The organism is Scytonema hankhaensis NUACC26 (genome assembly GCF_045865695.1).
Classification (GTDB): domain Bacteria; phylum Cyanobacteriota; class Cyanobacteriia; order Cyanobacteriales; family Nostocaceae; genus Scytonema.
This window is the reverse complement of the sequence record NZ_BAACAP010000224.1, coordinates 1-25,480: the sequence shown is the minus strand read 5'-3', so window position 1 is coordinate 25,480 and position 25,480 is coordinate 1. Positions and strand designations below refer to the sequence as shown.

23 protein-coding genes are annotated in these 25,480 nt (G+C 41.1%); 12 read left to right on the top strand and 11 right to left on the bottom strand.

Annotated features, from left to right (window positions below; translation table 11 throughout):
- The first annotated feature begins 359 nt into the window (after positions 1-359).
- On the top strand, positions 360-1,850 hold the full coding sequence (locus ACKTT2_RS32015) for a site-2 protease family protein (protein WP_407894356.1): 1,491 nt from the start codon (positions 360-362) through the stop codon (positions 1,848-1,850).
- A 90-nt stretch (positions 1,851-1,940) separates the two neighbouring features.
- On the opposite strand, the gene ACKTT2_RS32010 is transcribed toward ACKTT2_RS32015, so the two are convergent.
- A complete protein-coding gene (locus tag ACKTT2_RS32010) occupies positions 1,941-3,194 on the bottom strand; it encodes a glycoside hydrolase family 10-like protein (protein ID WP_407894354.1) in 1,254 nt (417 codons plus the stop codon).
- 556 nt (positions 3,195-3,750) lie between these two features.
- Between ACKTT2_RS32010 and ACKTT2_RS32005 the strand changes: the two genes are divergently transcribed.
- The 3 genes from ACKTT2_RS32005 (at position 3,751) to ACKTT2_RS31995 (ending at position 7,201) form a co-directional block, all read left to right on the top strand.
- Positions 3,751-4,221, top strand: a complete 471-nt coding sequence (locus tag ACKTT2_RS32005; protein WP_407894352.1) for a hypothetical protein — start codon at positions 3,751-3,753, stop codon at positions 4,219-4,221.
- A gap of 293 nt (positions 4,222-4,514) precedes the next feature.
- Positions 4,515-6,185, top strand: a complete 1,671-nt coding sequence (locus ACKTT2_RS32000) for a DUF8738 domain-containing protein (RefSeq protein ID WP_407894350.1) — start codon at positions 4,515-4,517, stop codon at positions 6,183-6,185.
- 407 nt (positions 6,186-6,592) lie between these two features.
- Complete coding sequence (locus tag ACKTT2_RS31995) at positions 6,593-7,201, top strand: gamma-glutamylcyclotransferase family protein (RefSeq protein ID WP_407894348.1); 609 nt, start codon at positions 6,593-6,595, stop codon at positions 7,199-7,201.
- Positions 7,202-7,342: 141 nt separating this feature from the next.
- Here the strand turns inward: ACKTT2_RS31995 and ACKTT2_RS31990 are convergent, their stop codons facing one another.
- Complete coding sequence (locus ACKTT2_RS31990) at positions 7,343-7,795, bottom strand: response regulator (RefSeq protein ID WP_407894346.1); 453 nt, start codon at positions 7,793-7,795, stop codon at positions 7,343-7,345.
- 113 nt (positions 7,796-7,908) lie between these two features.
- Complete coding sequence (locus ACKTT2_RS31985; protein WP_407894344.1) at positions 7,909-9,384, bottom strand: hypothetical protein; 1,476 nt, start codon at positions 9,382-9,384, stop codon at positions 7,909-7,911.
- 51 nt (positions 9,385-9,435) lie between these two features.
- On the opposite strand from ACKTT2_RS31985, the gene ACKTT2_RS31980 reads away from it, so the two are divergent.
- The 3 genes from ACKTT2_RS31980 to ACKTT2_RS31970 all read left to right on the top strand — a co-directional run bounded on the left by ACKTT2_RS31980 (position 9,436) and on the right by ACKTT2_RS31970 (position 10,689).
- Positions 9,436-9,615 (top strand): hypothetical protein, encoded by a 180-nt coding sequence (locus tag ACKTT2_RS31980; protein ID WP_407894342.1) that lies wholly within the window; start codon positions 9,436-9,438, stop codon positions 9,613-9,615.
- Positions 9,616-9,644: 29 nt separating this feature from the next.
- On the top strand, positions 9,645-9,875 hold the full coding sequence (locus ACKTT2_RS31975) for a hypothetical protein (protein ID WP_407894340.1): 231 nt from the start codon (positions 9,645-9,647) through the stop codon (positions 9,873-9,875).
- Between the two features lie 79 nt (positions 9,876-9,954).
- Complete coding sequence (locus ACKTT2_RS31970; RefSeq protein WP_407894472.1) at positions 9,955-10,689, top strand: glutathione peroxidase; 735 nt, start codon at positions 9,955-9,957, stop codon at positions 10,687-10,689.
- A 167-nt stretch (positions 10,690-10,856) separates the two neighbouring features.
- On the opposite strand, the gene ACKTT2_RS31965 is transcribed toward ACKTT2_RS31970, so the two are convergent.
- From ACKTT2_RS31965 to ACKTT2_RS31950, 4 genes are all read right to left on the bottom strand, one after another.
- A complete protein-coding gene (locus ACKTT2_RS31965; RefSeq protein ID WP_407894338.1) occupies positions 10,857-12,467 on the bottom strand; it encodes a PhnE/PtxC family ABC transporter permease in 1,611 nt (536 codons plus the stop codon).
- Between the two features lie 37 nt (positions 12,468-12,504).
- On the bottom strand, positions 12,505-13,248 hold the full coding sequence (locus ACKTT2_RS31960) for a phosphonate ABC transporter ATP-binding protein (RefSeq protein ID WP_407894336.1): 744 nt from the start codon (positions 13,246-13,248) through the stop codon (positions 12,505-12,507).
- A gap of 112 nt (positions 13,249-13,360) precedes the next feature.
- Positions 13,361-14,278 (bottom strand): putative selenate ABC transporter substrate-binding protein, encoded by a 918-nt coding sequence (locus ACKTT2_RS31955; protein ID WP_407894334.1) that lies wholly within the window; start codon positions 14,276-14,278, stop codon positions 13,361-13,363.
- A gap of 49 nt (positions 14,279-14,327) precedes the next feature.
- Positions 14,328-17,357 carry a HEAT repeat domain-containing protein gene (locus tag ACKTT2_RS31950; RefSeq protein WP_407894332.1) on the bottom strand — a complete coding sequence of 1,010 codons (3,030 nt, stop codon included), beginning with the start codon at positions 17,355-17,357 and terminating at the stop codon, positions 14,328-14,330.
- Positions 17,358-17,657: 300 nt separating this feature from the next.
- Between ACKTT2_RS31950 and ACKTT2_RS31945 the strand changes: the two genes are divergently transcribed.
- The 5 genes from ACKTT2_RS31945 to rbp all read left to right on the top strand — a co-directional run bounded on the left by ACKTT2_RS31945 (position 17,658) and on the right by rbp (position 22,672).
- Complete coding sequence (locus ACKTT2_RS31945) at positions 17,658-18,062, top strand: alr0857 family protein (protein WP_407894330.1); 405 nt, start codon at positions 17,658-17,660, stop codon at positions 18,060-18,062.
- Between the two features lie 173 nt (positions 18,063-18,235).
- Positions 18,236-19,417 (top strand): WD40 repeat domain-containing protein, encoded by a 1,182-nt coding sequence (locus ACKTT2_RS31940; RefSeq protein WP_407894328.1) that lies wholly within the window; start codon positions 18,236-18,238, stop codon positions 19,415-19,417.
- Positions 19,418-19,462: 45 nt separating this feature from the next.
- Positions 19,463-20,896, top strand: coding sequence for a hypothetical protein (locus ACKTT2_RS31935; protein ID WP_407894326.1), 1,434 nt, complete (start codon positions 19,463-19,465; stop codon positions 20,894-20,896).
- A gap of 89 nt (positions 20,897-20,985) precedes the next feature.
- On the top strand, positions 20,986-22,176 hold the full coding sequence (locus tag ACKTT2_RS31930) for an ARPP-2 domain-containing protein (protein WP_407894324.1): 1,191 nt from the start codon (positions 20,986-20,988) through the stop codon (positions 22,174-22,176).
- A 181-nt stretch (positions 22,177-22,357) separates the two neighbouring features.
- Entirely contained in the window at positions 22,358-22,672 is a 315-nt protein-coding gene (gene rbp / locus ACKTT2_RS31925) for an RNA-binding regulator (protein ID WP_407894321.1), read from the top strand.
- Between the two features lie 285 nt (positions 22,673-22,957).
- Here rbp and ACKTT2_RS31920 read toward each other — a convergent pair whose 3' ends face one another.
- The 4 genes from ACKTT2_RS31920 to ACKTT2_RS31905 all read right to left on the bottom strand — a co-directional run.
- Positions 22,958-24,310 carry a DEAD/DEAH box helicase gene (locus ACKTT2_RS31920; RefSeq protein ID WP_407894319.1) on the bottom strand — a complete coding sequence of 451 codons (1,353 nt, stop codon included), beginning with the start codon at positions 24,308-24,310 and terminating at the stop codon, positions 22,958-22,960.
- A 125-nt stretch (positions 24,311-24,435) separates the two neighbouring features.
- Positions 24,436-24,858, bottom strand: a complete 423-nt coding sequence (locus ACKTT2_RS31915) for a hypothetical protein (RefSeq protein WP_407894317.1) — start codon at positions 24,856-24,858, stop codon at positions 24,436-24,438.
- Between the two features lie 17 nt (positions 24,859-24,875).
- Positions 24,876-25,100 carry an aspartate aminotransferase gene (locus ACKTT2_RS31910; protein WP_407894315.1) on the bottom strand — a complete coding sequence of 75 codons (225 nt, stop codon included), beginning with the start codon at positions 25,098-25,100 and terminating at the stop codon, positions 24,876-24,878.
- A gap of 143 nt (positions 25,101-25,243) precedes the next feature.
- The coding region (locus ACKTT2_RS31905) for a sigma factor-like helix-turn-helix DNA-binding protein (RefSeq protein ID WP_407894313.1) at positions 25,244-25,480 on the bottom strand (237 nt) is incomplete at its 5' end.

Genomic DNA, 25,480 nt, shown 5'->3' with positions numbered 1-25,480 from the left:
ATTAAGAAATTTTAAGTTTTATCTTTATTTGTAAATAAGCTATTTGATATAGAGTCAAAGAGAGCAATCAATAACAAATTCAAAAATTTCAACCGTCTTTAGACAGACGGCGGCATCTCTCAGTTGGCTACATTTAAGTTGAATGAATGTAGTTAGTGGTTCCCCATCTCTTTAAAAAGTCGGGAACTAGAAGTCTATTAAAACCAATGCGATCGAGTACTGGTGCTCGTATTGTATGCTTTGTCACATACTCGTCATCCATTGCCAAAGCCGTTGCCGATGCAAACTTCGTTATAGATTAATAATATCTATAAAACAACTGACTTACTCAAGGCTTGGTTTCAGAGGGATTAAAAAAAATGTTAACTTCATCAGAAACACCTATTATTGCCATAATTGTGCTAGTCGCTTTTGGAATCTTGGGTTGGGGCTTTTATCGCGCTAGACCATATGGCAAGCTAGGAATCCTCGCCTGGTTACAGTCGGTCGTGCTGATGACTCCTTGGTTATTGTTCTTTGGGTTATTTGCTACAGGAGTCTACATCAACATAGTCAGTATTTTGTTCTTGTTGATAGTTTCTGCAGGAGTGTACATTTATCTCGGAAGACAGCTACGCGCTGCTGGTCAAGATGCAATTCTCAGACAACGGGCAACTGAAAGGCTGGCTTCTGTTGCCTCACAAGAAACTGGCACTCAGGATAACTCCACTAGTTCCACCACGGCTACTCAACTTGAGGTAATGCCAATCCCAGAAGAGGATTTAAGTGTTATCAAAAGTATCTTTGGCATAGATACTTTTTTCACGACAGAAACCATTGCTTACCAAGAAGGCGCAATCTTTAAAGGTAATCTCCGAGGAGATCCAGAGAAAGTACACACTCGATTGAGTGAAACTTTACAAGAACGTATGGGAAATAAGTACCGTCTTTTTTTAGTAGAAAACACAGACGGCAGACCTGTAACGATTGTGCTTCCATCCCGTAACGATCCGCGTCCCATGACGATACCGCAAAAAATCTTTGGGGTTATCTTAGTGCTAGCAACCATTGCTACAAGCTTGGAAACAGGTGGACTGTTACTGAATTTTGATTTCTTCTCAACTCCAGAACGGTTTCCAGAAGCTTTGCCGATTAGTGCGGGTATCATAGTAATTTTGGTAGCTCATGAAATTGGTCATTGGTTACTGGCTCGCCGTCATCAAGTTCGCCTGAGTTTGCCTTACTTTCTCCCCGCAGTGCAAATTGGTTCATTTGGTGCAATTACCCGTTTTGAATCTTTGATACCCAACCGTAAGGTTCTCTTTGATATTGCTTTAGCAGGACCAGCCGCCGGAGGAATCATTTCTCTGTTAATGCTCGTGACAGGGTTACTACTTTCCCATTCAGGCAGTTTATTCCAACTACCAAACGAATTTTTTTCAAGTTCGATTTTGGTAGGAACCCTAGCACGGGTTATTCTTGGATCTGCTTTACAGTCTGCTGTAGTAGATATACATCCTCTAGTCGTTATTGGTTGGCTGGGGTTAGTTATTACTGCTCTGAATTTAATGCCAGCCGGTCAACTAGATGGTGGTCGCATCGTACAAGCTATTTACGGACGTAAAATTGCAGGAAGAGCAACAGTAGCAACATTAATTTTGCTAGCATTAGTTTCTCTAGGCACTCCTCTAGCTATGTACTGGGCAATTGTGATTTTGTTTTTACAGAGAGATTTAGAACGTCCCAGTTTAAATGAAATCAGCGAACCAGATGACGCACGTGCTGCTTTGGGTCTGTTAGCGTTGTTCTTGATGGTAGCAACTCTGCTGCCCCTCACTCCTGCTTTAGCCGGACGTTTGGGAATTGGGTAGGAATTATGAATTATGAATTATGAATTATGAATTATGAATTATGAATTGCATATTCTTCATTCAGCATTCAGCATTCATAATTCATAATTTCTAAGGCTTCCACCCTGCAAGCAGATTGGGGTAGGCAACAGGTTGAGGAAAAATATTTTTAAACGTTAACTGTCGCTGTTGCGGCTGTTCGCTAGCCATATTCCAAAGGGTTTCATAGAAAAAGAAGGAAACTCCGGCAAACTTACGTTCTCTCACTTTTTGTACTTGAGTCTGTATTTGTAGTACGGGAACGTATTTACCTTTCAATCCCGTAATAATTCCAATACTGACAGGAATATGACTTTGCGCTGTTTTGACTTCTGGGTATTCTAATTCGCTCACAAAGACATTTAGGTCATTGCGATAGACTTGGATAACTAAATCTTCAACTAGTCCCATCCTTTCCCAACGCGCCCAATCTGCTAGGAAAAATTCGTAGGAGAAGCGTTGCGGATTGGGTGCTACTGAAACTATGCATTTTTTCTTGGCTGCTTTAATAGCTGTAAAAACACGTTTCATGTAGTCAGTAATTTTATTTGCTCTCCACTGTACCCACTCTGGATCTTTTGAATTTGCTGGGGGCGCTTTCCCATTGTGTTCTTTTTTGTACAACGCAACTGTATAGGGATCGTATCCCAACTCCGAAGGTAAGCCAAAATGATCGTCGAATTGAATGCCGTCAATATCGTAGTTTTTCACTGATTCAACGATTAAATCTTGTATAAATTGTTGTACCTGTGGAAGAAAGGGATTTAACCAAACTCGGTCATGAGTGCCTTCTTTCCAAATCTTGCTTCCATCTCGACGACTTGTCAGCCACTGCGGGCGATTTTTGGCTAATTGTGAATCGGCTGGTGCCATAAAGCCAAACTCAAACCAAGGAATGACTGTTAAACCTTTTTTATGTCCGCCTTCAACAACTTCTTTGAGCATATCTCGACCTTGCAGTCCAGGAACTGGATCTAGCGATCGCCCAATAACTTTTTGTGCTACCTTACTCGGATACAGCGTGTAACCCCAATTCCAAATTGTAGGATACACCGTATTAAAGTTTAAATTTTTCAAAGTTTGCAAAGCATTTTGAAGTCGATTGCGATCGAACAACACATCGCTATCTATATTAGTCAACCAGACCCCACGTAACTCAAATGTCTGCGGACGAAGATTATTTTGAGCGAAAGAGGGAACTGACAACATTACTGTTGTTACAAGGCTGAAAGCAACCAAGAATCCAAAGAACAATCGATTGATACGAAGATACTTTATCCGTATAAATACTGTATTATACAAATTCATCAAAAAGTTGTTTCTCATTTATTTCGTACTAATTAATAATACAATTGAATTTTGCTGACTCCCTTCCCGCCAGAAGATTATTACTTAAACCTGTAGGGTGGGCACTGCCCACCAATAGCGACTGGTGGGCAGTGCCCACCCTACAAAGAGCGGCAATTTTAGAGCCTAAAGGGAGTAGTTTCCCTCACCCTAAGATATTTCTAAAGAGAAAGAGAATAGATAGCTCTGCCCTTATCCAATCAAAGAATAAACGAAAGTTTGTATTCAGTAAGAGCTTGCAGCTTATTAACGATACCAAGACCTTATCAAAATCATTTTTTTCAAATGTTAAATTTTGTTTGAGTTCCGAAATATGCGATCGCTGTTGTGTATTTTAAGCTGGTTCCAACATAAATTTGAATCAGTAAATATGAAGTTAATACCTGTGCTTGTTATTTAGGAGCATGAGGAAAATCTTATGTGTTTTTGCTGCTCGAAACTTACTATTAATACACCAAAATCAGTACTTACCTAAATGTAGTTGAGGTATTTTGCTGCTAAATTGAGCTTATTAAAACAAAATTAGGAAAAATCAATGGTCGGCTTAACTCATTCACAAGACAGTAAAGTAAACATTATGGTTCCCGTTCAGAGGCTTGTAAGAGCAATTCAAGTCTCTCAAGGGGAGTTTTCCTTGCTTTTAGTCTGCTGTCACTCCACTGTGAAGCAAACACACATACTTCATTTATTAAAAGAATTTTGTCCGACAGAAATCAAAGAAATCGCTCTGCCTCCTGCTGCTGAGACATTTTATACAACTGTTAGCGATTTACTGGGTTCCGCTCGACCTCAAGCTTTAATAGTCAAAGGTTTAGAATCTGTAACTGCTATCAATCAACTCATTGTCTCTACAAATTTGATGCGAGATGAGTTGCGAAAACGGTTTCAATATCCTTTAGTCCTATGGGTTAATGATGAAATTCTACAAAAGCTCGTTTGGCTTGCGCCAGATCTAAAAAATTGGGCTGCTTGCACCATACGATTCGATCTTGCTAATGAACAGTGAACAGTGACCAGTGACCAGGGACCAGTGACCAATGACCAGTGACCAGCAAACAATAATTGAAAAACGCGAGGAACAAATAGCAAGTTCCTTGGCGTCCATAGCGGTATCTGGTTGAGAAGATACACGATATTGCTATCTTCAAAAGCGCTGCTGTGAGATATCTTATGTGAGATTTCTTGATTTTTAACTGATAGCTGCTGGTTATTAGCTTCTACTGTTTTCTAATAACTAAAATACCAGCTTTTGAGCGTTGCTTACAACGTTCAGACAATGATTATTGCTTGAATACTACCATGACACACATTCCTAATATTTATAGTACCACAAAACAAGCGCGAATTTTAACTGCCTTAGTATTATCTAGCATTTTGTCTGTTGGAGGAGCGATCGCGGTGCTTGAAGGTGCAACTGCAGCTCCTTTAAAGATATCCTCAACAAGATCGAGTAAATCCCTAAAGCAAAATACTAAAAATAAAAGTTTGCCAACTTCAGTGGCTTCTGCAGTTAAGCGAGATGTCGCCAGTAAAAATCGCATCCCCATTAAAAATCTAGAAATCTCTGATTACAACGAGCGTATTTGGCGCAATGGATGCTTGGATGTACCAACCCAGAACGAAATTTGCACCCAAGCTAGAGTCCCTGGTTGGCGAGTTATCCTTTCTGATGGTAACCAAAACTGGATTTATCACACCAATAGCACTGGGCGTTACATCCGTTTGGCAAAGCAAGTTCAACGCAACGTACCAAATTCTGTGAAAAATGCTGTTCTACAAAATGCATCGGGACGCTTGGAATTACCAGTTGAGGAATTGACAATTGTTCAAGTAGATAAAAGAACTTGGGATAATAGTTGTTTAAATTTAGCAACGTCGGGTGAAAATTGCGCTCAAACTATAGTCCCCGGTTGGCGTTTAGTTGTGGATGCAGCACAACAACGATTAATCTATCACACCAATACAACAGGTTCTGTTGTTAGGCTCAATCATAAAGAAAGCAATATCAATGTTAGATTTCCTCAGAGAGTCGGCAATGTTGTTTTGGAAGCAGCATCGAATTTTACAAGATTACCAATCTCTCAACTACGTGTTGTTGACGCCGAACAAATAACGACTGATAGTTGTTTAAATCTTCCGCGTCCCGGCGAGACTTGTACTGAAGTTGCTCTTAGAGCTTGGAAAGTGAGTGTGGCGACTGGTAGGGAAACTTTAGTCTTCCATGCTCATCCTAATGGGAGAGAAGCTAGGCTAAACAATCAACAGTATGGTGAAATACCCAATGCGAACCTACCAAGACACCTTTCTGAGAGAATTTTAGTAAGAGCTTCCGAGCGTTCTGGATTGCCTGTTTCACAGCTACGGATAGTTGAAGTCGATCGACAGCAATGGCCCGATAGCTGTTTGGGCATACCAGATCCACTTGCTTTATGTGCAGCAACTATTGTACCCGGTTGGAGAGTCACTGTGAGTGATGGTCAACAGGTTTTAATTTACCGTGTTGCGGAATCAGGTACTGCAATCTTTGATGAAAGAGCAAGTGCAATTGCTAACAACAACGGTTTTCAAGCAGTTCCTATTCCACGCAGTGAATTACCAAGACCATTGGAAAGCGGTATTGTTTTCCGGCAAATTGCCACTGGTGGTATCGCTGGGAGAACCTATGAAACGGTTCTTCTTGATGACGGACGTTTAATTCGCCTTCGGATTGGCGATGCAAATGACTCCGAACGAAGCGTTTTTCGCGTTCCTTTAGAACAGGTACGGAGATTTCAGCAGTTACTTAGACAAGAAAGAGATGTGTTCAATAATTTGGACTATCCAGCAACTAGAGGCGGTGCTGATTACATTACCTATACTTTGACTAGCTCTAGGGGTTCTGTCCGGTATAACGATCTCTCTCAAAATAGCTTGCCCGAAGATTTACGTCTCGTGGTTAAAACTTGGGTCGAGATGAATCGGGTTTACTGATTGGGGAACTCGGGGTCCCCTCCTTGTTGAGGGGTAATGGCGATTGGGGAACTCGGGGTCCCCTCTGGGGATAAGGGGTAATGGCGATTGGGAAAGAGCTCTTTTCTACCTCGGTGCGTATCCCTCGTTCCCAGGCTCAGCCTGGGAATGAATCTTTTGAGGCTCTGCCTCAAGCCTAAAGCATAGGTATAGCTATGCTGCACGTTCATTGTTTGGTGAGCAATGTCCACCACCTAGCTCTACCTACATTACTGGAGGCGGAGCCTCCGGTCAGGGATTCCCAGGCTGAGCCTGGGAATGAGAAAGAATACTAGATATGCAAAATACGGTTAATCTATCAAGTATGTCAAGAAAGAAATAGAATGGGGTAGCATAATATATTAATAGTTCATATTACTTCAAAAAACATGAGCAACCAATCTGGACACGTTCATTACAGCTGGGTACAGACTGATAATTCTGACAATCTAGATTCGGAACTGCAACAGGTACGAGCGGACGAATCAATGTTTTATTATTTTGCTTATGGTTCGTGTATGTGTCCTGTTGATTTAAAACGCTCTTTGGGTGAAAAGACGCATTTCTATGTTATAGGTACTGGTACACTGAAGGGATATCGATTAGGGTTTTATCGCATTTCGCCAACTCGCAACTGTGGAGTTTTGGATGTAGTGAAAGACCCTAAAGCTAGTGTTAGAGGAGTACTCTATCAATTACCTTGGCGCTTGAGCGATCGCTTGGACAAAAGAGAAGACGTACCACAGGGTGGTTACCGTCATGAATATGTGGACATTCACTGTAATGGAAAAGTCTACAAAAATGCCCGTACATACGTAGTCGTTGATAAGCTACTAGAGGAAGCCGCTCCTAACGACTGGTATTTTAATATAGTCCTTCGAGGTGCTGTCACTTGTGGTTTGCCAGAAGAATATTGCTGGAGTCTGTTTCACCATATGTATCAATTACAACAGCGAAATCAAGGACGCCTGGGTAATGGCATAGCATTACGATCCTAAGAATTTTCTGATGTTTCAGCACCATTGCTATATATGCCAAGTCCAGACAAAACCTCAGCTAAACTATCTACTTCTGTAATGTTATATCTGTCATTTACCGCTCACCTTAAACTTTCTCAGTAAAGGTGTCATATTTTGTTGTTAATCAACTCTCAGATAGGGAGATCGATTCAACGTAACCCAATAAGCTCCAATTGCCCGGATCATTTCTAGTAAAGCATTGAAATCAATAGGTTTGGTCAAATAAGAATTAGCTCCAAGAGCATATGCACGATCTATATCGATTTGCTCCTCAGAAGAAGTCAAGACGGCTACTGGCAAGTGCTTTACCGTTGATTCTCTCAGCCAATCTAGAACTTCAAAACCAGAAAGTCGGGGGAGTTTGAGATCTAGCAACATAATCACGGGTAAGGGATAGCGCGAGCGATCCTCATAAGGTGCTTCTCCGCTCAAATAAAGTACTGCCTGTTCCCCATCGCTTACCACTTCCAAAGAAATCGGCAAATTAGCTTTACGTACAGCTCTTTGGACTCTAAAAACATCAGCCGGTTCATCCTCAACAAGTAAAATTGTTGCCTTGGTTGGACTGTTCACTGCTTCACCGCCTTAAATTTAACCGCTTCTAAAAACCTACGCATATCTGGGCATGAGTCCGTAAATATGGACAAGTAAAAACTCGGCGGTGTAAGTTTGTAAACAGTGCATTCCTACTGCTTGCGCTTGCGAGAAGGACGGCGATTGCCATCCGATTGCTTGGGCAGGAATTCCCAGTTAGAGATGGAGTAAAAAGCATGACGCCTGACTCCAGACTGTTTCAGCTTTGTATTGAGTTCGTTCCACAAGCTCCATACGTGCTTTCCATCCTTCATGGATAAATAGGCGGTTATGGAGCTTGGAATATTTTCAGTTAACTTCATTCCACGTCTAGCAATTGCCACTGCTGCAGCGCAGTCACTAGGCAGTGCATATTGACGGGCATATTTTACCAATCCAATTATACTGGTGTATGCTGGATTAACCTTAATTAATTTAATACCTCGATTAGCAAGAATTGATTGTAATTGTTTGAAGAACTCGGAGTATGCCCATCCAGAAAGCATCCTTGAATATTTTCTGCCCTGTTCACGTAACTGTTGTTTTTTCTCACTGAAATCCAGATTTTCAGCCACAATTGGACAAGCATAAGTCTTGGCTAAAACAGCTAATTGTAAACAAACATCAACAAGTTGAGCTTGTTGTTGTCCTTTGGGTAATCCGGCTCGTAAAGGTATTTGACCAGAAGCTCTTAGATTCCCATCAGAGTCAACATATGCCCAACCAATTGAACCAGGATTAATATCAATTCCTATACAACCATAATATTTGGAACGACTCACTCTTTTGATTTTTTTAGGTGTAAATTGAACGGCTACAACCCACTTACCTCCTTTCCGGTAAAAATGCCAAGTCTTAGCACCATCATCTCTTAAGCGATTAATGTTCCGGTCAAAGTTCCCAATTTTTGTGGAAATGTATTTACCAAACTTTTCTTCTAAACAGTAGGGAACACGAAAAGTCATTGTGTCACCATCCCACTGACACGAGGAATTTCCTAATGTTTCGTCTTGTGAACCAACGATGAATATATTGTCTTTGGGAATGACTACGCGGATTGGTGCAGTCAATAGATGCTGTATTTGCTGTTCAAGCTTGTAAATATAACGCTTCTTATTATGAATGAGGAATTTTAACTCTTGCCAATTAGTCTTTTTTGATTTTAATGAGCTTGCTAGAGGAAGTTGGCAGCCGGTCTTCGACTGAAGCCAATTCTTTTTAGCGTAAAAGGCTCGGCTATCTTTTAATTTTTTCTCTGCTGTTTTTAACCAAGATAATGCTGATTTTAGTTTTCCCTCTAACTGCTTGATATATTTAGCTCTACACAATGTGGCAGAATCTACACGTCCTTTGGCATCAGCAATAATGCCGTTAGCATGACGTTTATTGATTTTGTAAGTCGTCTGTAAATAACTATTCCACTTGGATTTATCAAGGTTAGCAACAGTTAATAAATGTGCAACTGTCTCACACATTGCAGTATGAACGATTGGCGAATAAGCAGCAAGAAACATTTCAAACTGAGTCAATCCCAAATGATTTAATTCTTGTACTCTTGTCGGCAATCCTTTGCAATATGTAAGTGTCACTATGAATTAACCTCCTATGCTAATATACTAGCATAATTATTGCTATTCTGTATGCCTTTCCAAAAAAATAATCAATTTAGAATGCGTCCTCACGGCAAAATACCAATGGACAAACAACCACTCTGCCTAAAAGTTCCTACAGGGGTAAGGGAACAACTAAAAACCATTCCTAATTGGCAAGAACGGTTAAGGGAGTTTATTAATGAACTTATTGCAGAATCAAGATCGTAATACATAGATATATCTAGATGTGCATAGATATGAAAGAACAGCTTCCAACCCAACTGGCAGAATTTTTTAAAATACCTATTCTTATAGAGAGAAATTTGAACATCTGGAGAGCGATTCGCACCATTGGGGAGTTCGATTATGAGAACAACACCATGAACACTTCTTTATACCTTGCTTATCCTCTTTCGGATTGCCAGTTTGAAGTCAGTGTGGAGTCTCAAGATAAACTTTATATCAATCCGTTTAAAGGTTCTCGTTAGTTAGTAAATTTTTACTTGAAAAGTCGGACTCATTATGAGTATGATTTATCTGGAGATTTACGAAGGAGAAGTTCTAGTCATGCTAGCTCATAAAGAAGGACAAAGAGTTCCCAATGTAACATTTCGTTTACGTCAAGACCACAATTGGGTGAATCTAACTACCGATGACTTGTTTGCGGGTAAAACTGTAATAGTCTTTTCCCTTCCAGGAGCATTTACACCGACTTGCTCCTCAACTCATGTCCCCGGTTACAACCAATTGGCAAAAATTTTTAAAGAAAACGGGGTGGATGATATCATTTGCGTCTCTGTGAATGACGCCTTTGTGATGAATGAATGGGCAAAAGACCAACAGGCTCAGAATATAACGTTTATAGCTGATGGCAATGGCGAATTTACAGATGGTATGGGAATGCTAGTCGATAAATCCGACTTGGGCTTCGGGAAACGCTCTTGGCGTTATTCCATGTTGGTGAAAAATGGCATCATTGAAAAGATGTTTGTTGAGCCAGAAGAACCAGGCGATCCCTTTAAAGTCTCTGATGCAGAGACAATGCTGAGATACATCAACCCTCAAGCAGCGAAACCCCAGTTGGTTTCCTTATTTACAAGAGTCGGTTGTCCTTATTGTGCTCGCGCCAAAGATATGCTGCACGGACGTGGTATTGATTATGAAGAAATCGTTTTGGGTAAAGATGTAACAGCTCGGACATTACAAGCTGTAACAGGTGCGTCAACCGTTCCTCAAGTATTTGTTGATGGTAAATTGATTGGTGGTTCTGAAGCACTGGCTGATTATTTAAGTACTCAGTAATTTTTGATTCACATCTACAATTTCTGTCAGCAAGGTTTTGGCGTCAGTTTTACCCCACCCTAGCCCTCCCCGATGTATTGGGGAGGGAACACAATTTCCGGTTTCCCCCCTTTATAAGGGGGAGCCACTGCGCCATCACGGTAGAGGATTTAATCATTTACCAATCCTTACCTAAAAGACCGACGCATCATAGTGCTTATAATATCTACAAAAAAGGTAAGTACCATGAGAACAATTAAAGTTGTAAGCAAACCTTTGTAGTCAAAACTACTGAGTTGTTCTGTCAAAAGGCGACCCAAACCACCCGCACCAACAAAACCAACAATGACTGTGGCACGGACGCAAACTTCCCAACGATAAAGGATATAGGCAAGGAAACGAGGAAAAGTCAGGGGGATCGTGCCATAGAGAAAGACTTGAGAGCGACTTGCACCTAAAGATTGTAGCGATCGCAATGGTCGCTCGTCTATATTTTCTATAACCTCTGCCATCAAACGCCCCAATATACCCAAGTTGTGGATAGCTAATGCGATCGCACCTGGTAAAATTCCAGGAAACATGACAAACAGAAGGATTAAAGCCCAAATAGGTTCGGGAACGGCACGAGCAAACAGAAGTAAGAAACGAGTTAAAGGAACTGAAAAAGAACCAAAAGACTTTCCTGCTACTCTCCTAGCTGCAAAAAAGGAAAGTAATATGCCACCACTACCCGCACCTGTAATTGCTAAAACGGACATAGCCAAAGTTTGTGCTGAAAGGGCAAACATTCGATCGAGCAGAGAAATATCTGGAGGAAAGAGATTCTGAAAAACTTCTGTCAGTAATTGTGCGGTACGTGGCGACCAAAGTTTTGTAAAATCTGCTTCAATATACCAGAACGAGAATATTAATAGAATCAGAGCACCTATTAAGGAAAGAGCCACTATCGGATCTCCTTCTCGAACAAGCCTTTGGTGTTGCTTGAGATGTAGAACATTTAAATCTAAACGACTAGGGACACCCAAACGCCGACGCAACCAACCACTTAAAAAATCCGTGCTACCACTTAAAAACAGCAAAGCAAACAAGAAAGTCCACATTTGCTGATAACGTAGCGATTGGAGACTGAGAAGAATTTGATAGCCCAATCCACCCGCACCAATAATCCCCAATACAGCAGCAGAACGAATCGAACATTCAAAACGATAAAAACTGTAGGCAAGTAGATTGGGAAAAGCTTGAGGAATCAAACTATAGACAAAAGCTTGACTAGGAGCAACACCACTGTTAAGTAATGCTAATAAAGGAGCGTGAGGAGTCTCATCTAAAATTTCCGAAAATACTTTAGCAGTTATAGCACCAAAAGGAATTGCGATCGCCAAAACAGCAACCAGTGGATCGAGTCCAAAAATATTCAGAAAAAACAAACCCCACACCAGTTCGTGAATTGCTCTCGGAATTGCTAAAATTGCCCGTATAAACAACCAAGGAAGTGAAAAACCTTTTAAAGAAACCGATCTCCACCAGATCTCACACGATAAAATACCACCCACAAACCCAATGACAACACTCAAAAATGTGCCACACATAGCATAGGCCAAAGTTTTCAGAGCTGCATCCCAAGTCAATAACAAAAATTCCCGATTTAATTCCGGTGAAAACGCTGCTAACAAAAAGCGGACAACAAGATTCCAGCCTCCCTCATTAATTAAATCTTGCTGAAACACTCCCGCAACTTGTAAAGACCAGACTAATAAAACAGCAGACAGTAACCACCAGAATTTTGCATTGTTGGGCATTGGGCATTAGGCATCTCTCGTCAGAAACTTCACATCTTTATGATTCAATCTTATATAATTCCTCAATAACTCTTGATGAAACCTCCTCAGCAGAAAGATCGAACAAAATTTCTCCTTTTCGCAAACCTATAATGCGTTGAAAATAACTACGAGCATACTCAATAGCGTGCAAACTAGTCACTAATGTTTTCCCCGATTCCGCACTTAATTGACACAACAAACTTATCACATCGCGACTGCGTTCTGGATCTAAACTAGATATAGGTTCATCAGCAAGGATAGCAGCAGGATCTTGCACTAACACGCGAGCTATAGCTACCCGTTGTTGCTGTCCTCCAGACAATTTGTCAGTACGTTCGTAAAGCTTTTCAGGAATTCCTACTTGTGCTAAGGCTTGATATGCTGTTTGTACTTCCAACGGGTAAATCAGTGAAATTGCTGCTTTCAAAAACGACCACCTTCCCAAATGTCCGGCGTTAACATTATGAATAACTTGTAAGTTATCTACTAAATGAAACTGTTGGTAAACTGTACCAATTTGCTTTTGCACTTGTCGAAGAGATTTAGGGCTTAGATTATTTAAGTTACGACCTAGTACCCAAACTTCCCCTTTAGTCGGTTGCAGCGTACCATTAAGCAAGCTGATTAAAGTACTTTTCCCCGCACCACTAGAACCAACCAATGCAAGCCGCTCACCAGAATAAACTTTCAAGTTAATATTCTTGAGAGACTGGAAGCTCCCAAATTTTTTTGTAACATTTTTCAATTCAAAAGTAATCATCAGTAATTCAGTGACCAGTGAACAATGCCCATTGCCCCTTATCCCCAGAGGGGGCCCCGAGTTCCCCATTGCCCCTCAACAAGGAGGGGACCCCGAGTTCCCCAATCCCCAATTATTTTATTTTGCCAATTTTACGACCTATTTTTTCAATCTGTGTATAGTTTTCGTTCTTTGTAGTGATGAATTTTTCTGCTTGTAAAAGGTCGAGAATTTCTTTTTGCTCTGGTATCTTAGGATCTAATTTAAAGAATGCAGCTTGTACTTTTTTGACAAAATCTTCGCCATAACGCTTTTTGACTTGAGGATTAATCACCCAGTGATAATCGTAGTATTCTGGAGTGCGCCAGATAACTTCTACTTTGCTTAAGTCTATTTCTTTTGCTTCTAGACGCTTTTGCCAGATTTTTTCATTCAATACACCTGCTTCAAAACTTCCTGCTTCGACAAGTTTAAGAGTTTTGTCGTGGTCGCCAGAAAAACCAGGTTCACCTTTAAAGTCTGTGAGTTTTACGTCGGCTTGTTCTAGAAAGTATTGTGGCATTAAACGACCTGATGTTGATGATTCGCTACCAAAGGTAAAGGTATGCCCTTTAAGTTTCTTGAGGTCAGAGATATCTTTGAAGGGTTTGATGCCACTTTTTTTATTGGTAATAAATACGCTATGGAACTTTTCATCTACATCGCGTTGAGCAATGGCTTCTGCACCAGGGACTTGCAGCCTTGCTTGAACTCCTGTTAATCCTCCAAACCACACCAAGTCTAAATCTCCTACTTTAAATGCAGTGACTGCTGCTGTATAATCGGTAACTGGTTTGTATTCTACGGTTACCCCAAGTTCTTTTTGTAAATAAGAAGCTAATTTAGTATACTGCCTCTGTAGTTTCTCTGGATCTTGGTCGGGAATTGCTCCTGTTACTAAGGGTTTTGTTTCTGTTGCACCAGTTGTCTGAGAAGTTCCTGTTGTGTTAGGAGAACAAGCTGATAATGATAGTAAGAGTAGAAACAAGCCTGATACGAAAAGTTTGTGCATTGGGGATTGGCGATTAGCGATTGGTCAGGTGATTACTGGTCACTGGTCACTAGTCACTGACACAGTGCCATATTCTAAAAAAATCTATATATTTCATTTTCTCTGAACAATACCATAGAAGCTTATAACAGTGACGAAATTCCTCTAGTTCGTTGTCATTGACTTCATCAGAAAAACAATTCTTTAATAATCCTATTAATTCTGGTATTTGTTCGTCAAGAAGAATTTTTTTCAAGTTATCTGCTGTTCGCTTGCGAACAAGTTCGCTACTTGCTGATTTTACAAGATTGACTAAGGTATAAAATGCAATTTTGTTTCCTGGATCGGCTTTGGCTAACCTGCATGCTCTTCGTCTTTTAGTATCTTCATCTGTAGTTAGTGCTATTCCTTGGACTAGAGCAGTTATGACTCTGGCATTCCCACTAGTATCTTCTATTTCATTATTGCGTGTAAGTGTTTCTCCATATTCTAAATTCTCAAATTCTTGATGAGAAGGTGCTTTTTCCCCTCTAAGCACTTTTAAATTATCTTCTACTTGTTGTTTCAAAGTATCATGATTTGTTGTATGAATAATCTTTTCAAGTGTGGAGAAAGCAATTGGATTATCTGGCTCGATTTTACCCAAACTGTAGGCTGCTTTCCTTCTCGTGGAATCCTTTTTGGTAGACTCAATAATTTGTATTAGTGCGGCTGTCGCAACTGGATTCCCTGGAGCGACTTTTCCCAAACTATCGGCTGCTTGCCAACGTAGGTTCTCGTGCTGAATTGATGTTACAATGTGCTCTAAAGCTGCGATCGCAATTCGATTACCCGGAGCGAAAACTTTGCCTAAGCTGTAAGCAGCATTCCATTTGTCAAAGTCGTTTTGGCTGGTTTGGATAAAATCTTCAAGAGATGCGATCGCGCATTTACGGTCTGTTTTCAACAGTGCAATTCGTGCGCTCTCTAAAATAGGAGAGGGAAACCGCCACCATTTTTGTTTCATGACATGATAATAACCAAAGCGCCACTTAATGAGTTGTTTAACAATTTTATGGCATAAAGAACACTCGGCAAATTCAGCAATTCCCTGTGCGGCTAGAAAGTAAGCTTGATAGGTAAAAAATCCCCCACAACCGTCCTTAAATTGGGTCAGTACCTGAATAAATTCTTCCTTCTGTGCTTGCGGTATGCTATCCCTTCCCAACCATAGCAAAATCACTTGCCGCCATTCAGGTTCAAAAATACGGTAGTTGGGGATTGGCGACTGGCGATTGGCGATTGGGGTAAAATTCTTACTTTCTAGTGTCCTGTCCCCAGTACCCAGTCCCCATTGCCCCTTATCCCCAGAGGGGGCCCCGAGTTCCCCAGTACCCAGTCTCCAATCATCAATTGCAAGTGCAGCAAAGTATTCTTGAAAAGTGGGATGGTAGAAAGCATAAACTTTTTCCCCTTGGGTTTCCGAGATTCCTACTTGATTCAGCCAACCTAGCTGTAGTGCTAATTGAAACATTCCTTCATCTGGCGCACCTAATACTTGGCATACAAAACGATGACTGAGGCGGAATTTAGTTTTTTCTTGCGCTATAGCCTGCAAAGCTAATTGTCCCAATGCCTTGTTTAATTCTTGACGCTGGGTAGAAGTTGTAGGAAAACGATCTTGTTTCCATTCATATATAGCTTCCACAAACTGCGAGTAAAGCATAGCTTTAGTATTAGGTAATCCTCCTCGCCCCAATCCCCAACTACGACACATCAGTACCAAGCGTAGTGGATTTTTTACAGCATCTTTTATCCGCCCTTTCCCCGGTTGGTCTAATTCAGCTCTTAATTTCTGTCCCAATACAGGATTATCTCGAAACCATCGGTCAATAAATAGCCTTACTTGGTCTGGTGTTTGAGAATCACCATAAGTAAAATTAAGGTTTCGATAAGTATCAAAAGATTCTAATGCATTTTTTCCTGCATCCCAAACATTCTGCCGACAAGTGAGTATGACTCTTGCATCTGCCACCCATCCCGTTAAGAAACTAGCAATTTTGGTCAAAGCATGAGTGAATTCTATTGCCATTTCATCAACAGCATCTAGGAGTAACCAAACTCTTCCTTGGTTGAACTGTTCGCAAAATACTTCTTGTACTTCTTGAGAAACATACAGCTTGCGAGTCGCTGACCGCAACCAATCTTGAACGAGATACTGTTCCAAAGTTTTTTCCTGTAAATCCGCAAGAGAAACCCAAACAGGTAAATCTTCAGTCTTATCCAATACCCAAAATGCAATCTTTTGTAGTAGGGTTGTTTTTCCCGCGCCCGGTTCTCCAACAATTGCAATGCGCCTGCTACGCTTGTGCTTGAGAACCTGTTCCAAAAATTCATCAGGTGTAAAAGTTTGAGTCACCAACCTATCTTCTGGTTCGTATAACTGGGAGCCTTCGACTGGAGAAACATCTTCGCTGCGCCTGTCTCTATGTTTTCGCTCTACCAATCCTAAAGGCACATAAACTTCATCTACCTCAAAACTTAACCCATCTAAACTTGTTAGGGGATTAGTCGTTAACCGTCTTTGATTTTGTGCCTCTAAGGTACTGCGACACAATTGTTGCCAATTGGGAGAGGGAGAAGGGGAAGACATGATAGCAGTTTCTACCTTGTCCCCCGTGTCCTCCTTGTCCCTCAACTTTGATTTCTCAGGGCGACGACTTTCCCACTCTGTCTCAAATTTTTGTAAGTTGGCTTCTTTATCCCAACGACTGTACCACAGCTTGAGCGTAAAGTGCCAAGTCTCCGAACCACCGCGAGATGCACGGTTATCTTCTAAAATCTCTAAAAAATCCTCAAACCGCTTTAAGGCTTCCTTAATTTGTTCGCTATTTAACGAATTTTGTCCAGACTCTAAACCTGTTAACGCTGCCAAAAACCTGACTTTTGTTCTCACAACCAAGCGATTCTCTGTTTGCCATCGCGTCTGAACTTGGGGACGTAGCGTATCTAATGCGGCTTCATTACACTCACCCAATTCATCAGCAGCATACATCAACAGCACTTCTAACAAGCGCTTTGCTCGTTTTTTCGCTTCTGGTCCGTAGCTTGGTCTTGCCATTTTTTGTAGGGGCTGGGGAACTCGGGGTCCCCTCTGGGGATAAGGGGCAATGGGGACTGGGGACTAAGGACTGGGGACTGAGAAATGAAATCACAAATTTCTTATTCCCAATCCCCAATCGCCATTCCCCATTCCCCATCTCATCAAAAGTTCGGGGATTCCCCTAAGTGTAACAACTTCCCCTAGGGATCTAATCCAGATTTTATAAGCTTTCTCACTGTTGCGACTTTTGTTAGCTTTAGGGAATTTGCCCTGGGTAAAGTGATGTATAGAAAGGGAAACACCAAGGATTCTATAATCGTGTGTTCGGAAGTTGATATGCTAAAACTAACTTATACTGAAAATAACTTCACTCTAGAACGTTTAGATGAATCTTTGGAAGATTGGGTAAACGTCAGAGTTGCTTTAGCTGTACGCTTAGCTACGGGTATCCACGTTGAACCTAGTACTGCTTCTTTTCTCCTCACTACAGGAGTTTCTTGTTTACTTAAGATGGAAGAAAACTCTCTCCAAGAAGCTAGTGTAAAAATACACTCTTGTGATACTGATTTTGTTGAGGTTGTTCTCAAAGGTCTTTGGCTGACATCAGACGTAGAAAGTGAAGGTGGTGTTTTTGTAACTGCACTTTCACCATCTGTAGAGTTATTGTTGCAGCAACTGTCGCAATTATCAGTTACCAATTATCAATCGTCAGTTCGCAGTTAAGTGAATTTTGGATTTTAGATTTTAGATTTTAGATTGGAACGCTAATTGCTCATCCAAAATATACAGTCTTGCTGTTTGCGGGACTTTAGTGCGACTTCCGTACATAGCCTGTTAAGCTGTTAAAGCTAGTCGTGCATCCTTTCCCCAAACAGCATCCTCATTTATTATCTCTTATGTTACAAAATATTAATCAACCTAAAGATACCGATGCTATTCTTGGGAGTCAAACTTTACCTATACATAATAGTGCAGTATTGGGAGGCATAGATGATGTCTTGGATCGTTTGACTAGCTCGATTATTGAACAAAGAATAGCAGCACTTTCTGAAGCACTGTTGTACGGAGAAGATGGCTTGGATTTGGTTATTATGTGCTTGAATGAGGAACCAGAACAGGTTGGTCAGACAGCATACTTGCTCTTACGGAACAGAACAGAACCTAAAGTAAGACAAGCTTTACGAGAGTATGGTAGCTATGAGTTTTTTGAATGTCTGGGTGTTATAAAAGCGGATGCACATCGTGTTGTTATTAGCCCAGATAGCAAAACTATTGTAAGTCTTGGGCAAAAAATTATTCAATTTTGGGATCTAAAGACTCTAAAATATAAGTTCGCTTTAAAATCGAATTATGATGTTTTTCTCTTGGCTTTCTTAGACAATAAAACTATTCTTTATCATTACAATGGACTGATAAGAGTTTGGGATCTCCATCTAAAATGGTTCAAATTATCAATGTGGGTAGCAGAATATGATGTCGAATGTTTAGCTATCAGCGAACATGGCAATATAGCTGTTTGTGACAGTGATATGACTATCAAAATTTGGAATCTCAATACAGGTAAATGTATACGTAGTATAGATGATACTGCTGATTATCTGGCTATTACTTCTGATGGAAAAACTTTTGTAAGTTTTAACCATTCTAACGGTAATATCATAAAGTTATGGGATATTGAAACAGGATGTTGCAAGCATACTATAGAAATGCGATCGGACTGTAATTCTATATATATATCCCCAGATGGCAAGAATATTGTTGTTGATTTTGGACAATTTATTGAAATATGGGATATACAAACTGGTAGAAGTAAATATACTTATCAGATAGAAGAAAATCAATTTCATCAAGCAACTCTAACTATTACTCCTGATGGAAACACTATTTTAATTGGCTGTAATGATGGCACTATAGAACTACTCGATCTTGAAACAGGGGAGATTTTTGGCTCTCTAAAAGGTCATGTAGCTAGTGTCAATTCCATAGCTATCAGTGCCGATAAAAAATTTTTAGTCAGTAGTAGTGATGACAATACAATCGTGATTTGGGGAATGCAAGCAAAATCCTACCTACCATAAAGGCAAGGTAACTTCTAAATTTAATTATCTCTTTCAACTGAGGTTATGACTGCTAATTCTAATTATCGATTTGAGCAAGTAGCCAGAGAAGATTTAGTCATGTTTATTAATGCCTGTCTTGCTTGTACCGGACAAAAAGAGTTTTATGATGATGCTTGCGGTCAGCAAGTTTCCATTGATTTTTTACATGACTATATTCTAGGTAACTACCGTTTGCTATATGCTCGCACTTTGGCATCCGGTATCAATCATTTTAATCAAGTACAAATTATTTTAAAATTGTTAGCAACTGGACGAGATATAAAAAAAGAATATCGTAAAGAAGAAGGTGCATTAATTGCAGCAGCACTCAAACAATTACCTCCACAAAGAGCTTGGGGAGTGTTGCAGCAGTTGCGGAAACAGCGAATTAATAATCGGCGTAGTCGTGCGATCGCACGCGAATATGTTCAACAGCGTCGAGATATCAGCTTTGATGCTGTCAAATATCGTTCAAAAGTCAGAGCGATAGTTTCTCACGCTCATCTTAAACTACAAGGCGAACTCAGCAATTTTCTTTTTAACAATTGGAAACAAAAAGTTTACGAAACAGAATTATTTGAAAAGTTTCGTCAAGCACACTACAGTGCTGAAGCTGTTTATGACTTGCCATTTACTATCGCAGAAGGTTTGGCGGCAAAACATAAAATTCCTCGTGATGTCTTCTTGTCTCGTATTCAAGAACGCATGACTTTAACTGAAAAGTTACGTTTTCAGAATGCAGCAGAACGTACCAATGAAGTGGAAATTAACCTTGATTTGGGTCGTCTTCCTTTAACTCGTTTAGCTTTATATATTCTCTCCTTACCTATAGAAACTCGACAGCAGGAATGGCAAACCTTAGAGCGATCGCTAGAACAATCTGCTAGGTTAGCTTTAAAAAAAGCGCCTTTAAAACTAGGGCGAGTAGCGGCTGTTTTAGATTGCAGCTACTCTAGTTCTGGCTCTTCAGAAAAGCGTCGGCGTCCATTAGGCGTGGCACTAGCTACACATTATCTATTAAAAGCTGCATCACAAAAATATCAAGCTTTTTGGACAGCACCTATAAAAGATGCACTCCTCGTTCACCCTTGCGGACAAACCGATTTAGCCTCCCCCTTACTAGATGCTTTGGAGTGGGGGGCGGATTTGGTAATTATTGTTTCTGATGGTTGTGAGAACGATCCTCCCTGTGGTGCTGCAGAAATTTTGCGTGTCTACCGTACTCGCATAGATTCGATGCAGAAAACTTCAATAGTTCACTGCAATCCCGTTTTCAATTCCGAAGATTACTCTTTGCGTTCCCTCAGTTCTAGCATTCCCACCGTAGGGTTGCGAGATGCGGAAGATTTACCTACTATGCTAGGCTTTGCACGGTTTGCTAATGGGTCTGCACCTCTATCCGAACTTGAAGCATATCTGGCAAAGCGAGTGGAATTGATGTTAGGGGGTAGGGGGTAGAGGTTGGTAGGGGCGCAACGCCTTGCACCCCTACAGTAGCTATTAACAACTAACTACTGACCAGTGACCAATCACTAACAAATATTTTTATGGCAAAAAAAATTAACTTAATCTCCGATATATCCTTAAAAGGATTAGAAATTGCTCCTTCACAAGTTTGGGGATCTGTGCGGCTTGTACCTCTGTTGCGCCGTCAGGTGCGTGGTGATTTGCGCTTGCTACGCCGCAACTATAACGAAGACTTGACAATAGTTTCTTTGGAAGGACGAATGATGGAACCAGGTATGAAGTACTTTTCTTATGTACCTCACGGATTGGTGATGTCTTGGACAAATGATGGTAGCCCGGTGGCTGCTTATGGGGGACAGATAGTAAACACAAACACTCACGGAAAACGTATTGATTGCGGCTGTGCAAGCGTGCGGTTGATGCATCGTATGGCGAAGCGCGAAGGGAATAACCAACTGCGTTTTTTACCCTTGCATCTGGCAATGGAAGGTTTTTTGTCATTGTTTTTCTCTGGTCCCGATATTGCTTGGAGTGAATATTCTAAGTATGCTCTTTCTCATGGTTTGGGATGCCGTTATGAAACTGCTGTAGGTGGACGTTACATTGCTGGTTTAGAAGAAGCTTTGCGAGTATTTGAGATTCATGAAGGACAGGTTGGGGTGTTGGTTTTTGTTGCGGAAGCCCTCGCTTCTGCGTTTGTGCTTCCGACTCCGGAAGATTACCGACTGCTTCATACGAGTTTGTTGGAAGACTTTTATGGGGAATTGCTCTACGAGTATGGCTTGCTGTACGATACGACTTTTCCTATGGATGTTTCTGTCGAAGAGTCGAAGGTTGATAGTTTGGCAGATTTAAGGCAAGCTATACAAACCATGCGTTTTGATTGGGCATCATTTCAGGGTTTTATGGCTTCCGGGCTATTGGGACGTAGGGTTGCATCTCAGAGAGTTTACAGTGCTGGACATTTCTCTGTGCAAAGATTTATTTCTGATTTGAACCCTAAAGAGGAAAATCACATAGGGGAAGCGATCGCTCGCGACAATGGAGAGTTAGAATATCTCAAAACGTATCGTCTCTCAGCTGCACAAACTCGTCGAGTATACCTACTGAGCGTATTAGCCAAACACAATTGGAATGTAGACGCTACCGCCGCAGCATTGAGTCATACTCGCGAGGAGTTTGTACGCCGTCTGGAAAAAGCTGGTTTTGGTTATTTGTTGAATCAACAGGTGCGGGATGCAGCACGTAAAAAAGCACGTAAGACGAAATGATACCGTCTGACGCTTTAATTTACTTGAAATTTGGCAATAGTTTGAAATCTTTCAACACATTTTAAAATTTGTGTTATGATGAATCACTAGGATTATATTCGGTTGTGCAATTTGTCTTTATCTATTTACAAGTGTCTCTCCGAATTTAACTCTCAACACCGTGTATTTTCGGAGATGTTTTATGTCAATCTATGTTGGTAACCTATCTTATGAAGTCGGACAAGACGACCTCAGACAAGTTTTTTCAGAGTATGGAACTGTTAAAAACGTTCAAGTCCCCACAGACCGGGAAACTGGTCGCGTTCGGGGATTTGCCTTTGTAGAAATGGAAACAGACGCTGAAGAAACTGCAGCGATTGAAGCGCTTGACAGTGCGGAGTGGATGGGTCGTAGTCTGAAAGTTAACAAGGCTAAGCCACGCGAAGACAAGCGTTCTTTCGGTGGTGACAGACGCGGAAACAGTGGTGGCGGTTACTCTAGAGACCGTCGCTACTAAGCTTAAAAACGAGTTTTAGAGATAGCTCTAATCGGGTTATCTCAATACTAATTTAAATAAAGTACGTTTTGGGCAGACTAGTTCTGTCCTTTTTTGATTGTGCAACATTCTACAAAGAGGATATGGTGAGCGATCGCCCTTGGCGCAAGCCGTACCCGGCTTATCGCGGTACTTCGAGCGAGGCATAATAAAACTACAAGAGTATTTTGTTAAGTATCAATCCTTCCTCATTTTGATTTCATCTGATGATGTTGTAGCGAATAACGCCTTGAATTACAGTGTTTCTTACGCTTCTTCCCGAGCAATTTGTCTGACTCGTTCAAGGGTTATTCCAAGTAACTCTGCTACCTCTGGTTGTGTTTGTTTTTGGGGATGAAACCCGTGTTTTTCAAATAGCTGTAGAAACTTGAGTTCTAAAGGAGAACCTACACCTGCATCGTAAGCTTCTAACCAGGGAAGCGGATCGTCAAGATCGCCCGTTTCTAAAGGACGTGGTGTTGGTGGTGTTTGTGCAAGTTGTTCTAAGGCGATGTTACTTCCCAACGTTCCGCGATAGGTGTGGACTTCATCAAGAACGAGGAAACGACAGCGATGGTTGGCAAAGATATCTTCTCTATCGGCTGGACGTACTAAGAGATACTCCAGCATCATATAGTTAGTGAGTAATATATGAGGTGGATTTTGGCGTAAAGCTTGACGTTCTTTTAACTTAGTGCCGCGATCGTATTTTGCCACAGTAATTGCCCCCTCCCAAGCCGATTCTTTGAGGTAATTTTGGATACGTGGGAACTGGTCGTTAGCGAGGGCGTTTATTGGATAGACGAGAATAGCCGTCAGTCCTGCTTGTCTTCGGAATTGGGCTGCATCTGCGATCGCATTTTGAATGACTGGTAAAAGAAAAGTTTCCGTTTTTCCACTACCCGTACCCGTTGTCACAACTAGGGGAGAGGCGTTTTGTCCTAATAAATGGTCAATCGCTTGACTTTGATGGAGGTATGCAAACTCGCTGCGGGAACGTTGTTGCATGACTCTAGCGAGTTTAGCGTCTATGGGTAGATTCTGCCATTTTTCACCACTTTTAAAAGGACGATGGGCTTGATAAAATGGTTCTTGAGCTAAAAATAAAGGTTGGTCAATCGCCTTTTCTAAAGCAGCTTTTAATTGTAGGTCTTTGGCTCTAAATTCTGTTAATAAATAATCGCGATACTCCGCAATGACTTTATCGAGAACTTTGATAGGATTTAAAGGAGAAGGTGCGGTAGAGAGAGGAACAGAAGGGGAAGTAAAGTATATTGAAATTGGAGTGACATCACGAACGGCTTTTTTTGGTGTTTGAGTTCCATAGGAGATTTTGTTAGTCTTAGCAACCGGAGACTGTGAAGAACCGCGATTGTTGACAAACTCAAAAAACTCTATTCCTAAAGTCTCGCTCATACTTTCAGCAACGATCGCCTTCCCTAATTCCTCAAACTCCCAATTTGGAGGAATCTTAGAAAAAAGTAGAGACAGTTGTTCCCCAGAAATAGTCTCCACATCCGAACAATCTAGCTGCGCCATTTTCAAACCCAGAAAAGTGCTAGCAGCAGCGATCGCATCATCCCCTTGTTGTAAAATATCCTTCAGATAAATCATATTCATAAAACTTCTCAAAAAACATAAACTTCATCAGCGTGCATCTGCGTTCATCTGCGGTTAATTATTAAACTTGAATCTTTTGCCAACGAGAAGACGAAAGAGAATCCAGAAATTGAGAAGGAGACACTTTAGAACCACACACCATCAAAGCCCGCATAGCGCGAGTGCAACCCACGTAAAACAAGCGACGTTGCTCGTTCAGCGTAGCAGGTATTTCCTCTTGAGGAATTGTCTACCCCATACAAACAATGTACCGCAACCAAACGCCGACATAATGCGATCGCTTCTGCTTGAGAAAATCCCGTTTCTTCTCCTTCTGGTGCAGCCGAAGGTAAATACTTCATTAATTTATCATCTGCGTCGGGTAAATCAATTACCCGTTGACGGAATATTCTTGCCTTTTGAAACGCCGCCTTTCGGATTTCTTCATCTTGAGAATTTTCTGCTTGTTGTTCTGCTTCTAGTGCTAACTCATCGCACAACCGACAAGCCTCATATAATTTTTCACCGAAAAAACGACAAGCTTCCACTAAAAAGTGACCGCTTCCCATGACTGGATCTAAAACTTTTAACTAAGAGTTAATTCAAGTAACTCTGCTATCTCTTGCTGTATCATACCACGCTCTAACATTCGGAGTACAAGCTCCAATTGTAATGCTTCTCGACCTTCTTGGCGACCTTCTTGGCGACCTTCTTGACGACCTTCTTGACGACCTTCTTGACGACCTTCTTGACGACCTTCTGCTTTCGCTTCTTGATAAACTCTGGTTTGCTCTAAATCAATTCCTAACATGGCTTCGACCTCTACTCGGCTCGAATCAATGAATTTGTCAACGGCGAAAGAGCACCCAATTTGTTAAGTATCAATCCTTCCTCATTTTGATTTCATCAACAAATCATTTTCTCGCAAAGAACGCTTTTTGTCTCTGTTGTTTCTTAAGCTTGTGCGCGAGCAATTTGTCTGACTTGTTCAAGAGTTAATCCAAGTAACTCTGCTATGTCTTGCTGTGTCATCCCACGCTCTAACATTCTGAGTACAAGCTCCAATTGTAATGCTTCTCGACCTTCTTGACGACCTTCTTGACGACCTTCTTGGCGACCTTCTGCTTTCGCTTCTTGATAAACTCTGGTTTGCTCTAAATCAATTCCTAACATGGCTTCGACCTCTACTCG